Consider the following 14,088-nt stretch of genomic DNA (forward strand, 5'->3'; position numbering starts at 1 on the left):
CCCGGCCGGCGAGGACTTCGCCCGCGAGGGCCGGCATCGTCCAGCAGGGCGAAAGACGCCGGCCACCACCGCGCGGCCGTTCGATCCGCCCGCCGACGCCGGTGAGGCCGACGACGTCCTCGACCGTTGTTCGCCGCAAATCGCAGGCCGGGCATCGGTCAGGTGGACTCGGTACCGTGCTTCTCCCAGCGCCGCATGATCTCTTGAAGACCCTCATCGAAAAAGGCGTCCCGCCTCGGCCACCAGTCGGCCGGCGCGGAGAGCTTCAGCAGGTCCCCACCGTTCGTTCGTATGGCAACGTGACGCCACTTTCCGTGATGGGCGACGGATATGTCAGAGATGTCGCGCCAGGCGACTGAACGTCCACCGAAGAATTTTCTGATCTCTACCCCATCCGCCGAGACGGCGGTCCCAGACCTCCAGAACTTGACGAGCAGAAGAAGAGTGACAACGAGCACCACCACAGATGGAGTGTCGACGTCCTTCCCTTGCACGGCGATCACACCGACGGAGAACCACAATGCGATATTCATCGCCAGCACAAGGCCCAAGAACTGGCGCCGCGCTCCATTACGCAGTTGTACACGATCTTCCATCGTCCCTCATCGAATAGGAGTCGCTCGGCCGGGGTTGCCTCGGGACACGTGGACGAGCGCTGGGCTGCCCGTGGACAGGGTGGGGGCGGCAGGTCGTCCGGGTCGGAGCACGGGGCGAGTCGCCGCCGCTCGGCGGCTCTCGGTCGCCGGGGTGGTCGGTGCCGGGCCGTCAGTGGGTGTCGGCGGCGGACTGGACGGCCGTCCGCAGTGCCGCGCGGGTCAGCAGGAGGACGGGGCCGGAGGGGTCCTTGCCGTCACGACGGCCACGAGACTTGAAATCGTCGCCAGCTCGACGCAGACATCACCTTGCCCGCTGCTTCGGAAGGACTTACGCCACACGACCTTGCCCACGTCCGTCCCACCCATCACCTCTCTTCATCAGCGACCGGCCTGCCGACCGCCATAGGCCGCCCGCGAATAAATTCAAAGGTTCTTGAGAGCGTTGGCGATGTGCCGGAAATCGCTGCGACTGATGATGAAATTGTGGCCATCGGGATCTTTGCTGTCCCGGATCGCCACGAGATCATAGAGTGATGCAACTTCAACGCATTGGTCTCCGTCGTCGTGGCTACGAGATGCCTTGCGCCAGATTACCCTGCTCAGGTCCATCTTTCCTTGATCACCTTTCTCATCAGTGCTCGCGAGTCCTCCGTGTTGAGCGACTGCGCCGTCAACGTGTGCATCACTTCGCTAACTTTCGCAAGCTCTGAAGGGTCACGGGTGGTTTCACCTCCCGTAGCTTTGACGACATAGCCGATCTCGCTCCGGTCGGATTGAGTTGCAATAGTGAATGATGCTCGCACACCTCGGTAATAGGCGGTCCTGGCGATCTGCAAGAAGATACCTTCCCGCAAGGAGAGCTCGATCAAGTACTCGAGCTGCTCGTGCATGACCTCCTTGGAGCCGACCTGCCGGTACAGGACGCTCTCCTCCATCACCACGCTGATCATCGGGCGGGGTGTCCTGGACAAGAGCGCCTGGCGCTTCATCCGGGTAGCTACCGCATCATCATCGACCAGTAGGACACGAGCATACGCCTCCGTCTGAAATAGCCCATAGACGAGATAGCTCTCATACACCCGCAGTTGGTCGGCCGATGCCTCGACCTTCGGGAAGGCCACGAAGTGGGTCGGGTATCTGACCTGCTTGATCTGCTCCAAGAGGTCGTCCCATGCCTGGGTGATGTCGCCCCCGGCGTTCAGCACGTTGTCGACGCGTTCGGCGAAGTCTCGGCGGCACTTGGTACGCCCGCACTCGACGTGGCTGATGTAGGAGCGTGCGACGTTGACGAGGTCCGCCAACTGGCCTTGCTTGATCCCCGCCGCCTCACGGCACCGCTTCACCACCGTCCCGAAACCGACCAGCTCGGGGTCGATCCTCGGCCGGACGCCACCAGATGCGGACATGGCTGCTCTCCTCGCTGATGCTAGTAGCGCGCTATTAGCTGCTAACCGAATGTGGCTACTAAGCGACTCTCCTGAGATCCTACGGCGTTGCATGGCTGGATGGTGGTCGGTCAGTAACACAGGGTGATAGCGGCGGGTACTTCCGTTTCGGCGGGATGGCCCGTTCGGGATCACCCGCCGTCCAGGCTGGAGGGGTTCACCGATGCTCGCAGCGCTTCTCACGCCCGAGGCTCCGCCCTTGGTGCTTGAGCCGTCCGATCGAGCGCCCTCGCTGGCGCGCCGCTACCTGGCCGAGCGCTACCGAGAGCTCGGGATCGCCGACGATTACGTCGGGCAGGTCGTGGTCAGCGAATTGGTCACCAATTCCTGGCAGCACGTCGGTACCGGATACATCGTCGTCCAGGTCCGTCCCGACAAGCGCGACGACCTGGTCCTGATCGAGGTGTGGGACGTGGGCGCGGGCCGGCCTGTCGTCCGGGGCGAGGACGACGACGCCGAGAGCGGGCGCGGCCTGCTGCTGATGGAGCAGCTCGTCCACGACTGGGGCGTCCGGCCGCTCAACGAGGAAGGAAAGGTCGTATGGGCCCGCTGCACCCGCTGAACGTCCAGGCCGGACGCCACCTGCTGCGCGTCCCGCGCCTAACGTTGATCTGCGGCGTGTTGTTGTTATCCGCACGCCCAAAACAACAACTCGCCGCAGATCAACGCGGGCGCGGCGCGGTCGTGAACGTTTCGAGTCGGCTCGTCCATCTGCGCCTCCAGCAAAGCCGCGCTCAACGCGCTGACCAGGTGCTGGGCGGCCGAGTACGGACCCCGCGGAGTGCGCGTCAACGCCGTCGCCCCGGCCCCACCTACACCGAGGGAACGCGGGAACAGTCCGGGGTGCAGGCGCTGGAAAAGCTCGCCTCCCGCGCTCCGGCACGCCGCGCCGACCCCATGGAGATCGCGCGCACCGTCGCCTACCTCGCCGGGGACGAGGCCAGCTTCCTGCACGGCGTGATCCTCAACGCCGACGGTGGCCGCAGCGCCGTCTGAACGCGAACGCCGGTGTTCACCGCTGCGCCCGACCGCGAGCGGGCGCTCACGATGACGCCTTCCCCGTCGGCTCTGCACGGGAGAGCCGGCTGGGCCACCAGGTGCGGGGGCCCGCGTCGCGGACCAGGGCGGGGACGAGGAGGGAGCGGACGAGGAGGGTGTCCATCAGGACGCCGAAGGCGACGATGAAGGCGATCTGGACGAGGAACGCCAGCGGGATGACGACGAGGGCGGCGAAGGTCGCGGCGAGGACGACGCCCGCCGAGGTGATGACGCCGCCGGTCGCGGTGAGGCCGCGCAGGACGCCGTCGCGCGGGCCGTGCCGCAGTGACTCCTCGCGCGCGCGGGTCATCAGGAAGATGTTGTAGTCGACGCCGAGGGCGACGAGGAACACGAACCCGTACAGCGGCACCGACGGGTCGGTCGCGGTGAAGCCGAGCAGATGCTGGAACACCAGCGCGGCGACGCCGAGCGTGGCCAGGTAGTTGAGCGCGACGGTGGCGACGAGCAGCAGCGGCATCACGAGCGAGCGGAGCAGCGCCACCAGGATCACGACGATGATGCCGAGGACGACCGGGATGATGACGTTGCGGTCGTGCTGGGCGGCGGCCAGGGTGTCGGCCTGCTGGGCGGTGTAGCCGCCGACGAGCGCGTCCGCGCCGGGGACGGCGTGCAGGCCGTCGCGCAGGCGCTCCACGGTCTGCCGGGCGGCTTCGGTGTCGGCGGCGGCGGTCAGGGTGACGTCCACGAGGGCGCGGCCGTCGACGACGAGCGGCGCGCCGGCCTGGATGCGGGGCATCACCCCGGAGACGCCCTCGGTGCGCTCCGCGGTGGCGACGACCCGCGGCAGCGCCCCGGCGTTGGTGAGGACGACCGCCGGGTTGCCCGAGCCGCCGGGAAAGTGCGCGTTCAGGACGTCCTGCGCCGTCACCGACCGGGCCTCGCCAACGAACGTCTCCGACAGCGGCACCCCCTCCGTGCGCAGGGTGGGCATGAACGCGGCGAAGGCGACCAGGACGATCAGGCAGCTCGCCCACACGCGGCGCGGGTGCCGGGCGAGCAGGCTCGCGATCCGCTCCCAGACCCGGTGCCGGGACGCGCCGGCACGGTCGGGGTGGGGCCGGGCGGGCCAGTAGACCGACCGTCCGAGCAGGAGCAGGACGGCGGGGAGGAAGGTGAGCGCGCTCAGCAGAGAGCAGGCGATGCCGATGGCGCCGACCGGACCGAGCGCCCGGTTGTTGGACAGGTCGCTGAGCAGCAGCGCGATCAGCCCCATGGCGACGGTGCCGGCGCTGGCGGCGATGGCCCCGGCCGAGCGGCGCCACGCGGACCAGAGCGCCGACATCCGCGTCCCGCCGGCGGCGAGTTCCTCGCGGAACCGGGCCGACAGCAGCAGCGCGTAGTCGGTGCAGGCGCCGATGACCAGGATCGACAGGATGCCCTGCACCTGGCCGTCCACCGTCACCGTCCCGCGTTTCGCCAGGTAGTAGGCGATCGCGCTGGCGAGCCCGAGGGCGAACACGGAGCCGAAGATGATCACGAAGGGGAGCAGCAGGCTCCGGTACACCAGCAGCAGGATCAGCAGGACGACGAGGACCGCCACGCCGATGAGCAGCGTGTCGATGCCGGCGAACGCGTCGCTGAGGTCGGCCTGGGTCGCGGCGGGGCCCGCCACGTAGGCGATGGTGCCGGGCACCTGGGCGGCGGTGTCGCGGATGCGGTCGACCGTGCCGGCGCTGTGCTCGCCGACGTCGGACCGGACCTGCACGACGCCGGTCAGCGCCACGCCGTCCTTCGACGGCACGACCGGGGACGGCGCGCCCGTGACGTACGGGACGTCCCGCATGGAGGCCAGCGCCCGCTCGGCCGCCGCACGCTGGTCAGGTGAGACGGTGCCGTCCTGGGACGTCCACACGACGATCGCGGGGATCGTCTGGTTCGTCTCGAACGCGGCCTCCTGTTCGAGGACCCGGGTCGATTCCGCGCTCTGCGGCAGGAAGGACGACTGCTCGTTGGTGGCGACATCGCCGAGTTTGCCCGCGTACGGGCCGAGGGTCCCCCCGATGACCAGCCAGACCAGCAGCACCACCACCGGCAGAGCCCAGCGGACGGCTCGCGATACGGACATGCACCTTCCCGGCTATCGATTGATCAGGCATCGCACAACCTTCCCCGGGAGGGGCGGCGAAACATGATCGCCGGGAAGGGCCCGGTGGTGGGAGGGCTGGTCAGGCGTAGCCGAGAGGGGCGGCGAGGGTCGGCCAGACGAACACGTGCGTGTACCACCCGGCCCCGTCGCCGCGGGCGCGCCGCCTGCCGTAGGTGACGGCGATCGCGGCGAGGTGGGAGCCCGGCCCGGCCCGGTCGGCGGCCGCGTCGTGGATCTCACCGAGCAGCAGGCGGGCGGGCTCGTGGAGTTCCAGCCGCAGGACGAGCGGCCCGCGGCAGCGGGCGGCGGCCCGCACGACGAGGTCCTGGATCAGCGGTGCGACGCGGTCGGTGAGGCTGCCGGTGGCCGGGCCCGTCCCCCACGACTGGAGGGCGCCCCGGATGATCCCGCGGACGTTGCCCACCGCGATCCGCCCGCCGGGCAGCTGCCAGCGGCCCGCGTGCGGAGGCTGCCCGGGGGTGGCGGGCACGGGAACGGTGCTCATGTGCTTTCTCCGATCACGAACATGCTCCGAGCCGGCGGGCGCTCGGCCGGCGGGCACCTGGGCCGGAACGCGGTCGTTGCCTCGCCGGACTTGTGCCCCGCCTGCCCGCGCTCATGCATGAGGGCGCATACTGGGAATGATGAAACCACGGCGGCGACCATTGCCAACAAGTCCCTTCAAACCACCACCACCGCCTCCGCCCGCCAAGCACTTCGGCGTGTCGGACCGGGTCACCCACGACAAGTACGGCCTCGGCCAGGTCGTCGAGGTCGAGGCGAATGCCGTGCTCGTCGACTTCGGCACCCAGAAGGTACGGATCATGGCCCCGTACGCCAAGCTGTTCCCGCTCTAGCCACCGGCGCACGGCACGGCACGGCGGGTGCGGCACCGGCGCGCGCCCTCCACGCCGCGCGCGGGACGGCCGAGCGCCGCCTCGGCGACCTCGGCCGGCCCTCTGGCCTGCACGGGCGTCCGGCGTCAGGACGTCCCGGTGGTCCCTGTGGTCCCGTTGCCGGCGCCGCGCCCCCGCGCGCCGGCGGTGCGCCCGCGTCCGCTCAGGTCGCGGGCTTGTCGCGCAGCCGCCCGACGGGGTGGGGCCCGTCGGTCTCCAGGCGGTACTCGTCGCCGAACTTGTCGCGGTGCTCGTCGATGACGCGTTCCTGCGCCCCGCGCTCGGCGTTGATCTTGTCCTGGTAGGCCTCGAACCGCTGGTGGGGTGCTTGACCTCCGGGTCCGGGCAGATCCGGGCGAAGTGGTGGCTGAACATGATCGCCTCCACCTCGATCCCGTTCATCGTGATGATCCGGCACCGGGTGTAGGGGTCGGCGTGATCGGGATCGATCGGCGCCACGTCGAGCTGCGCCCAGTTGCGCAGTTGGTCGTCCAGCGGGATGCCGCGGTGTTCGAGCGGGTTGAAGGCCATCGGGTTCACTTTCTCCTGTCGGTCGCGGAACGGGTCACAAGGTGCGCCCCTACCCGGGCAGCCCGCTTCCGCGCGGGATTTCCCCGGCGCTGACGAGACCTTTCCCGGCATCTCCCGCCTGCTCGCTTACCGGGTCCCGCTGCGGGTACCCACACGTCCGGTCGCCGTCCGGGCGGCCGTTCACCGAAGGAAACGGGGAAGCACCGATGCGGACGACACCCGCCAACGCCGAGACCACCGAGGACGTCATCGACCTCCTGCGCGCCCAGCACGGCCGCATCAGGGACCTGTTCGACGAGGTCATGAACTCCGAGGGCGACGCGCGCACCGGCGCCTTCCGGCAGCTCGTGAAGCTGCTGGCCGTCCATGAGACGGCCGAGGAGGAGATCGTCCACCCGGTGGCGCGGCGCCTGCCGGGCGGCGAGGGCATCGTGGACGACCGGCTGGCCGAGGAGCGCGAGGCCAAGGAACTGCTGGCCGAACTGGACGGCATGGACACCGACGACCCGCGCTTCCTCAAGTCCGTCGACAAGCTCCGCATGGACGTCCTCACCCACGCCCGCGCCGAGGAGCGCTACGAGTTCGACCGGCTCAAGGACCAGTTCAGCCCCACCCAGCTCAGAGGCTTCGCCGCCGCCGTCCGCGCCGCCGAGGCCACCGCCCCCACGCACCCGCACCCCGGGGTCGAATCCGCCACCAGGAACATGTTCGCCGGGCCGATGGCGGCGGTGACCGACCGCGTCCGCGACATGATCCGCGACGCCCGCGACAAGGGCTGAGCCGGAGCGGGGATCAGCAGCGCCTGGTCCAGGAGCACTCCAGCCGCTGGCCCGTCCGCGCGGTGCGCGCCGCGCCGGTGGACGCCCCGCCGGCGAGGCGGATCGCGATGGCGTCCTCGATGTCCTTGGGCGCGCCGCCCCGGTAGCCGTTGAGGATCACCGAGAAGACCAGCGGGCGCCCGGACGGGTCGGTCACGTAGCCGGACAGGGCCGTGGCGCCGGTCAGCGTGCCCGTCTTCGCGCGGACGTTGCCGGCCGCGGGCGTGCCGCGCATCCGCGAGGCCAGCGTGCCGCCGGCCATCCTGCCGGGGTCTCCGGCGACGGGCAGCGCCCGGTACCAGGCCGGGAACCACGGCTTCTGACGCAGGTTCCGGAGGACGGTGCTCACGTCGCCCGCGGTCGTGCGGTCGAGCCGGGACAGCCCCGACCCGTCGGCCATCGTCAACCGCCCGGACGGGACGCCCAGGGAGCGGGCGTACCGTTCGATCACCGGCAGGCCCGCGTCCCAGCTGCCCCGGCCGCCGGCCTTCCGCCCGATCGACTTCACCAGGATCTCGGCGATCATGTTGTTGCTCAGCTTGAGGAACGGGACCATCAGCCGGGACAGCGGCATGGACGCGCGGGACGCGATCCGGGCGGCGCCCGCGGGCGTCCGGCCGCGCTCGGTCCCGCCCCTGACCTGGACGCCGTGGGCCCGCAGCGCCCGGCGGAACACGTCCGCCGCGTACATCGTCGGCTTCCTGACCGTGCGCAGGGTCGTGTACGTCGCGGCGCCCGCCGGATAGGACCCGCTCACCACGATCGTGTCGCTGCCGACGGCCCGGTTCACGGCCAGCGTGGACGGCGAGCCGGGCGCGCCGGTGACCGCCCTGTTGTCGATCTTGACGGCGCGGGTCGCGGGCGCGAGCCCGACCCGGACCGGCTTCCCCCGCGCGCCCGGCCCGACCGACACGTTGACGGAGCCGGCGTCGAAGTCGTCGTTCGGTGAGACCGTCAGCGCGGAGATGGGCGCTGCGTAGTAGTACTGCAGATCGGACGGGTCCCAGTGGGACGGGGTCCGGACGGCGTCGAACCACGTGTCGTCCGCGACGAGGTCGCCCTCGATGCGCTTGACGCCCTTCGCCGCGACCCGGGCGGCCAGCCGGTCGTACTCGGCGGCCCGCATCGTCGGGTCGCCGGTCCCCCTGAGGTACAGATCCCCCTTCACCGACGAACCGGACACCGAGCGGGCGTGCACGCTGGTCTGGAACCGGTACCCGGCGCCGAGCAGCGACAGCGCCGCGCCGGAGGTGTAGATCTTCAGGTTCGAGGCGGGCAGCAGCGGGGTGGCCGCCCCGCGCGAGTACCGCACCGCGCCCGTCCGCGCGTCGCGGACCACCGCGCCGACGGCGGCGCCGTCGAGCCGCGGGTCGGCGAGGATCGCGTCGAGGTCGCCGCCCAGGTCCCCGGGCGCGGACGCCCGCGCGGGCAGGGCGGGCGCGGTGAGCGCCACGACTCCGGCGAGCAGGATGGACGAGATCCGCGCTGGTCGACCGTGCATGATCGTGAGCGTAGGCTCCCCGCGGGCGCCGTCAAGGACCTCCGCACGACCGGCATGCCGGGTCGTCCGGACGGCCGGTCATGTCCCGGTTCGGGGGCGTGTACGACGTCGTGCCGGGGACCGCCTATCGCGGGGCCGCATGCTCGGACAGCCGGCGGAGCAGGTCGACGAGCTGGTCGCGCTCGTCCGGGCGGAGCCAGCCGAAGAGCCGCTCGCCCACGTCGGCGGCGGCCCGCCGCCCGCTCGCCAGCGTCCGCCGGCCATCGTCGGTCAGGGTGATCGAGTAGGCCCGCCGGTCCTGCGCGGCCCGCTCCCGCCGGACGAGGCCGCCGCCCTCCAGCTCGTCGATGATGCGCACCATCGTGGACTTGTCGATGCCGGTCATGTCGATGAGGCGCCGCTGGCTGGACGGCCCGTACATGTCCAGGGCGAGCAGCATGGAGAACCCGCGGACGTCGATGCCCAGCGGGCGCAGCTCGTCGTTCATCCCCGTCCGGCTCCCGCTGTGCGCGGCGGCCAGCAGCATGCCGAGGCCCACATGCCGGGCGGCGGCGTCGCCGTCCGCGGCGAGGACCCGTTCGAGCAGATCGTCGAGCATGGCCCCATGGTAGGCCCTTCTGATATAGTCTCATCTGAGACTTTCTCAGTAGAGACGTGGGCGGCGCTTCCACTGAGCCGAATGGAGACGGCCATGCCCGAACTGACCCGCCGACGCGCACTCCAGCTGTCCGGCCTGACCGCGGCCGCCGCCGCGCTGCCCGCCGGAGCCGCCGCCGCGGCCGGCCCCGAGCCCGGACGCGGACGGATCGACACCCACCACCACGCCGTCCCGCCGAAGATGCGGCAATGGGCCGTCGACCAGGGCATCATCCCCCCGGTGGGCGGCCCGTCCTGGGCCCAATGGACGCTGGAGAGCACGCTCCGGACCATGGAGGCCAACGGCATCGCCGCCGGCGTCGCGTCCGCCCCGGTCCCCGCCGAGATCTTCCAGGACCGCGAGACCGCCGTCTCGGGCGTCCAGGTGTGCAACGAGTCGCTGGCCGAACTGGCGCGCGACCACCCCACCCGGTTCGGCTTCTTCGCCAACGTGGCGATGCTCCACCCCGACCTGGCCGTGACGCAGATCGCCCACGCGCTGGACGACCTGGGCGCCGACGGGGTCCTCCTCAACACCTCGGCCGACGGCCGGTACCTCGGCGACCCGATGTTCGCACCGCTGTTCGCCGAACTGGACCGGCGCCGCGCGGTCGTGTTCACCCACCCGGTCGCGCCCAAGGGCATCGTCGAGGTGCCCGAGGTCGGTGACTGGCTGGCCGACTACCTGCTGGACACCACGCGCACCGCGCTCAGCCTCATCGCGAGCGGCACGCTCGACCGGTATCCGCACGTCTCCGTCATCCTGTCCCATGGCGGCGGTTTCCTGCCGTACATGGCGGGCCGCGCCGAACGCTCGCACCGGGAGGACGACGGCCCCTTCCCTGCGAAGATGCGCCCGGCCCTCCGCCGCTTCCACTACGACACGGCCTTGCCGACGTCCCCGTACGCCTCGCCGACACTGCTGGACGCCGTCGGCGCCGACCGCGTCCTGTTCGGCACCGACTGGCCCGCGAACTCCGCCCGCGAGGTGACCCTCAACACCCGCGACTTCGACCGCGACCCGGCCGTGGACCACCGCGCCCACCGCGCCATTACCCGGACCAACGCGCTCCGCCTCCTGCCACGCCTGGCCCGAAGGCTCGCCGGGTGACCTGACCACGCGTCCACCAGGGCGCGCCCGGCCGGGCCGGGAGCGAGCCAGCGGCAGCGCGCGGGTCAGCCGGGCAGCGCCGCCGTGAGGTCGACCTCGACGAGCTGCCCGTCGAAGCCGAGCTGGGCGACTCCGAGCAGCGTGCTGGCGGTGGTGAACGCCGGCCCGAGGACCGAATCGGTCAGCCGCTGCCAGGCTGCGCCCAGCGGCCCCTGCTCGGAGCTGACCACATAGATCACCGAACGGACGACATGCTCCGGCCGGGCGCCCACCTCGCTCAGGGCGGTGACGGCGTTCGCCGCCACCTGGTCGATCTGGGCGTCGAGGTCGCCCGGCCCCATCAGCGTCCCCGACGGGTCGAGCGGGCACTGCCCCGCCAGGAACGCCGTCCGCCCCGCCTCCACGACGGTGATGTGGTGGTAGCCCGGGGTCGCGTGGAGCCGAGCGGGATTGATGCGTGTGATCTCGGCGGACATGCGCGCGAGTCTAGGCCGCCGCCGGGGGCGAAGATCAACTGATTTTCACGGGGAGGGTCCTGGGCCCGCGGACCTGGCCGGCCGCCCACGTCACCGCCGACGGGTCGTCCAGGGTGAAGGCGGGAATCCGCTCCAGCCAGACTTCGAGCGCCACGCGCAGTTCCATGCGGGCCAGGTGGGAGCCCACGCAGCGGTGGATGCCGAGGCCGAACGCGGCGTGCCGGTTGACCTCCCGGTCGATGACGACCTCGCCCGCCCGGTCGAACTGGGCCGGATCGCGGTTGGCCGCCGGGAACGACAGCAGCACCCAGTCGTCGGCCTTCATGTCGACGCCGCCCCAGCGCATGTCCTCCTTCACCAGCCGCGCCATCGTGACCGGCGCGTAAACGCGGAGGAACTCCTCCATCGCCGTCGGCAGCAGCGACGGTTCGGCGACGAGGCGCTCCCGGTCGGACGGCGTCCTCGCCAGATGCCACAGCGACGCGCCGATCGCGCTCCACGTGGTGTCGATGCCCGCGATGAGGAGCAGCGCCATCGTCCCGGACACGTGGGACGGGTCGAGCCTCCGCCCGTAGAGCTCCGCCTCCAGCAGGTAGGTGGTGAGGTCGTCGCGGGGGTTCGCGACATGGTCGCGGATCTGGTCGAGGAGGTACTCGAAGAGCGCGTCCATGCGGGCGATGCGCTCGTCCGGCGGCAGGTTGACGCCTTCGAGGACGTTCTCGACGAACTCGCGGAACCGCGGCGCGTCCTCGGGCGGGAAGCCCAGCATGTCGCCGATGACGCGCATGGGGATGTGCTGCGCGTACTCGTGGGCGGCGTCCACGGCGTCCCGTCCCTCGAAGGAGTCGACGAGCGCGTGGCAGAACGCCCTGGTCCCCTCCTCCAGTTTCTGGACGGCGGACTTCTTGAACGCCGGCAGCAGCAGCCTGCGCGCGTCGTGATGGAACGGCGGGTCGGACGAGATCGGGGGCGTGACCCCCACCGGCGCGAGCTCGCGCGGCGGCCGGAAGTTGCTCACCACGACCGAGCGGGAGGTGAAGCGCTCGGTGTCGTAGGCGATCGCGGCGACGTCCTCGTAGCGGGTGGGGAGCCAGCCGCCGCCGAACCGCTCGGTCCGCGCGACGGGGCAGCGCCGGCGCAGGTCGTCCTGGATCGGGTACGGGTCGGCGGCCCATTCCGGTTCCAGATGGGAGAAGTCGGTCGCCCAGTCGGAGACCGGGCCGGTGACGACCTCATTGCGCGTGCCGAGCGGCCGGTTCTTCCGCCTCTCCCGCACCTGGTCGTCGTCGAACCGGTCGTCCGTGCGGCCCAGGTCCCGGTCGTCGGCGGTCACGTCATGCCTCCTCGGAGACGTCGATCGCCCGTTCCGGGCAGTTCGCCGCCGCGAGGCGCGCGTCCTTCTCCGCGCCGCCGGGCACGAGGCCGTCGCCGAGGACCGTCCCGTAGCCCTCGTCGTCCTCGCCGAACAGGCCGGGCGCCAGGTCGTAGCAGCGGCCGTGCCCCTGGCAGCGTTCCGGGTCGATCCGCACCTTCATCGTCATGGTGTTCCCCTCCCATCCGCGCGCAACAGCATTATCAGACGCGGAACGCGCGCATCTGGAGGGCGAGGGTCGAGTAGTAGCCGACGAGCGTGGTCAGCTCGAAGACCGTCTCGCGGTCCAGCGGCGGGACGCAGGCCGCCCAGGTCTCGTCGTCCACGTCGCCGGCGGCGAGCGCGCGGGTGAGGCGCAGGACGGCGGCCTCGTGCGGGTCGTCCAGCGCGAGCGGGGCCCGCGCGGCGATGGCGGCGAGCTCCGCCTCGGTCAGGCCGGCCGACCGTCCGACGGCCTCGTGGGCGGTGCGCTCGAACTCGCTGTCCCAGGCGGCGGCCACGACCAGGATCGCCATCTCGCGGGCCCGGCCGCTCAGGGAGCCCTCGTAGCGGATGGCCGCGCCGAGGCGCTGCAGGGCGTCGCCGAGCGCGGGCCGCAGCAGGAACTCGTTGAACGGGCCGAGCAGTGCGCCCGACTCCGAGACCAGGTCGAACAGGCGCGGGCCCCTGGCTCGCGGCCCCTCGGTGATCGACTTGTAGACGGCCAGGCGGTCGCCGTCGAGTTCGCCTGGCGTGAACGCGTGCTGCCGTGTCATCGGGTCCTCAGTCGTGTGCTGATGTCGTCGGCGGTCTCGCGGAGCCGTTCGAGGATCTCGCCGTGCAGGTCGTCCTCGGAGCGCCGCATCGCGGACACGGCGACGTTGACCGCGGCGGCCGGGGCGTCGCCGCTGCCGAACACCGGGACCGAGACCGAGCGCAGGCCCTGCGCGAGTTCCTGGTCCTGGACGGCGTAGCCGTTGCGGCGGATCTCGGCGAGCTGCGCGCGCAGTTCGCCGACACCGCCGACCGCGTTGGGCCCCGCGCCGGGGGTGAAGGACGCCGCGGTGATGCGGCGGTCCAGATCGTCCGGCGGCAGGTACGCGAGCAGGAGCTTCCCCATGGACGTGTAGGGCGCGGGCAGTGTCGAGCCAACGTGCACGTTGGCCGTGACCAGGTCGGCGTTGCGCAGCCGCGCGAGGTAGAGGACGCGGTCCTCGACCAGGACGCCGAGGTTGACCGTCTCCCCGGTCGCCTCCGCGAGCAGCCGCAGGGGGCGGTCGCTGAGCTGCACCAGGCTCGACCCGCGCATCGCCGCCGAGCCGAGCGTCAGCACCTTCACCCCGGGCTGGACGGACCCGTCGTGCCGCCGCTCCAGGTAGCCGAGGTCCTCCAGCGTCGCGACGATCCGGAACGCCGTGGGCATCGGGATGCCCGTCAGGGCGGCGATGTCGCTGGTGCGCAGGGACAGCGTCGGCCCGTCGAACAGGCTCAGCACCTGCAGCCCCTTCGCGAGTGCCGCGATGTGGTAGCGCGACCGGTCGCTTGACGGCATGTCCGGGACCACTCCATACTCTTGTTTAGT

Annotated in this window: 19 protein-coding genes; 5 read left to right on the forward strand and 14 right to left on the reverse strand. The window is 71.2% G+C overall.

Going from position 1 to position 14,088, the window contains the following annotated elements; all coding sequences use genetic code 11:
* Positions 1-158 precede the first annotated feature (158 nt).
* From SM611_RS03075 to SM611_RS03090, 4 genes are all read right to left on the reverse strand, one after another.
* Positions 159-596 (reverse strand): PH domain-containing protein, encoded by a 438-nt coding sequence (locus SM611_RS03075; protein ID WP_371947228.1) that lies wholly within the window; start codon positions 594-596, stop codon positions 159-161.
* 219 nt (positions 597-815) lie between these two features.
* On the reverse strand, positions 816-962 hold the full coding sequence (locus SM611_RS03080; protein WP_371947229.1) for a DUF397 domain-containing protein: 147 nt from the start codon (positions 960-962) through the stop codon (positions 816-818).
* 57 nt (positions 963-1,019) lie between these two features.
* On the reverse strand, positions 1,020-1,205 hold the full coding sequence (locus SM611_RS03085; RefSeq protein ID WP_371947230.1) for a DUF397 domain-containing protein: 186 nt from the start codon (positions 1,203-1,205) through the stop codon (positions 1,020-1,022).
* Complete coding sequence (locus tag SM611_RS03090) at positions 1,196-2,002, reverse strand: helix-turn-helix domain-containing protein (RefSeq protein ID WP_371947231.1); 807 nt, start codon at positions 2,000-2,002, stop codon at positions 1,196-1,198. Before SM611_RS03090 ends, SM611_RS03085 begins: the two co-directional genes overlap by 10 nt.
* Positions 2,003-2,204: 202 nt before the next feature.
* Here SM611_RS03090 and SM611_RS03095 point away from each other — a divergent pair, with 202 nt between their 5' ends.
* Together SM611_RS03095 and SM611_RS37595 are read left to right on the forward strand one after the other, a co-directional pair.
* On the forward strand, positions 2,205-2,603 hold the full coding sequence (locus SM611_RS03095) for an ATP-binding protein (protein ID WP_371947232.1): 399 nt from the start codon (positions 2,205-2,207) through the stop codon (positions 2,601-2,603).
* A complete protein-coding gene (locus SM611_RS37595; protein WP_443112125.1) occupies positions 2,582-3,037 on the forward strand; it encodes an SDR family oxidoreductase in 456 nt (151 codons plus the stop codon). Before SM611_RS03095 ends, SM611_RS37595 begins: the two co-directional genes overlap by 22 nt.
* A 46-nt stretch (positions 3,038-3,083) precedes the next feature.
* Here the strand turns inward: SM611_RS37595 and SM611_RS03105 are convergent, their stop codons facing one another.
* Both SM611_RS03105 and SM611_RS03110 read right to left on the reverse strand, forming a co-directional pair.
* Positions 3,084-5,165, reverse strand: a complete 2,082-nt coding sequence (locus SM611_RS03105) for an MMPL family transporter (RefSeq protein WP_371947233.1) — start codon at positions 5,163-5,165, stop codon at positions 3,084-3,086.
* Between the two features lie 100 nt (positions 5,166-5,265).
* A complete protein-coding gene (locus tag SM611_RS03110; protein WP_371947234.1) occupies positions 5,266-5,691 on the reverse strand; it encodes a hypothetical protein in 426 nt (141 codons plus the stop codon).
* 217 nt (positions 5,692-5,908) lie between these two features.
* Here SM611_RS03110 and SM611_RS03115 point away from each other — a divergent pair, with 217 nt between their 5' ends.
* The gene (locus SM611_RS03115; RefSeq protein ID WP_371947235.1) at positions 5,909-6,043 is read left to right on the forward strand and encodes a hypothetical protein; all 135 of its coding nucleotides are present in this window, start codon (positions 5,909-5,911) and stop codon (positions 6,041-6,043) included.
* A gap of 202 nt (positions 6,044-6,245) precedes the next feature.
* Here the strand turns inward: SM611_RS03115 and SM611_RS03120 are convergent, their stop codons facing one another.
* Positions 6,246-6,500 (reverse strand): hypothetical protein, encoded by a 255-nt coding sequence (locus SM611_RS03120; protein WP_371947236.1) that lies wholly within the window; start codon positions 6,498-6,500, stop codon positions 6,246-6,248.
* A 319-nt stretch (positions 6,501-6,819) separates the two neighbouring features.
* On the opposite strand from SM611_RS03120, the gene SM611_RS03125 reads away from it, so the two are divergent.
* Entirely contained in the window at positions 6,820-7,392 is a 573-nt protein-coding gene (locus SM611_RS03125) for a hemerythrin domain-containing protein (protein WP_371947237.1), read from the forward strand.
* A gap of 13 nt (positions 7,393-7,405) precedes the next feature.
* Here SM611_RS03125 and dacB read toward each other — a convergent pair whose 3' ends face one another.
* Positions 7,406-8,932 carry a D-alanyl-D-alanine carboxypeptidase/D-alanyl-D-alanine endopeptidase gene (dacB, locus tag SM611_RS03130; protein ID WP_371947238.1) on the reverse strand — a complete coding sequence of 509 codons (1,527 nt, stop codon included), beginning with the start codon at positions 8,930-8,932 and terminating at the stop codon, positions 7,406-7,408.
* Between the two features lie 124 nt (positions 8,933-9,056).
* Entirely contained in the window at positions 9,057-9,530 is a 474-nt protein-coding gene (locus tag SM611_RS03135) for a MarR family winged helix-turn-helix transcriptional regulator (protein WP_371947239.1), read from the reverse strand.
* 93 nt (positions 9,531-9,623) lie between these two features.
* Between SM611_RS03135 and SM611_RS03140 the strand changes: the two genes are divergently transcribed.
* Positions 9,624-10,679, forward strand: coding sequence for an amidohydrolase family protein (locus tag SM611_RS03140; RefSeq protein WP_371947240.1), 1,056 nt, complete (start codon positions 9,624-9,626; stop codon positions 10,677-10,679).
* Between the two features lie 65 nt (positions 10,680-10,744).
* On the opposite strand, the gene SM611_RS03145 is transcribed toward SM611_RS03140, so the two are convergent.
* The 5 genes from SM611_RS03145 to SM611_RS03165 are packed head-to-tail and all read right to left on the reverse strand — an operon-like array spanning position 10,745 to position 14,058.
* On the reverse strand, positions 10,745-11,155 hold the full coding sequence (locus SM611_RS03145; RefSeq protein WP_371947241.1) for a RidA family protein: 411 nt from the start codon (positions 11,153-11,155) through the stop codon (positions 10,745-10,747).
* Between the two features lie 34 nt (positions 11,156-11,189).
* Positions 11,190-12,488, reverse strand: a complete 1,299-nt coding sequence (locus SM611_RS03150; RefSeq protein ID WP_371947242.1) for a cytochrome P450 — start codon at positions 12,486-12,488, stop codon at positions 11,190-11,192.
* Position 12,489: 1 nt separating this feature from the next.
* A complete protein-coding gene (locus SM611_RS03155; RefSeq protein WP_371947243.1) occupies positions 12,490-12,696 on the reverse strand; it encodes a ferredoxin in 207 nt (68 codons plus the stop codon).
* A 34-nt stretch (positions 12,697-12,730) separates the two neighbouring features.
* Positions 12,731-13,282: a carboxymuconolactone decarboxylase family protein gene (locus SM611_RS03160; protein WP_371947244.1), complete on the reverse strand. Its 552-nt coding sequence runs from the start codon at positions 13,280-13,282 to the stop codon at positions 12,731-12,733.
* On the reverse strand, positions 13,279-14,058 hold the full coding sequence (locus SM611_RS03165) for an IclR family transcriptional regulator (protein WP_371947245.1): 780 nt from the start codon (positions 14,056-14,058) through the stop codon (positions 13,279-13,281). The genes SM611_RS03160 and SM611_RS03165 overlap by 4 nt, the downstream gene beginning before the upstream one ends.
* Positions 14,059-14,088: the final 30 nt, after the last annotated feature.

The sequence above is a fragment of the Actinomadura monticuli genome (assembly GCF_041463655.1).
Classification (GTDB): domain Bacteria; phylum Actinomycetota; class Actinomycetes; order Streptosporangiales; family Streptosporangiaceae; genus Spirillospora; species Spirillospora monticuli.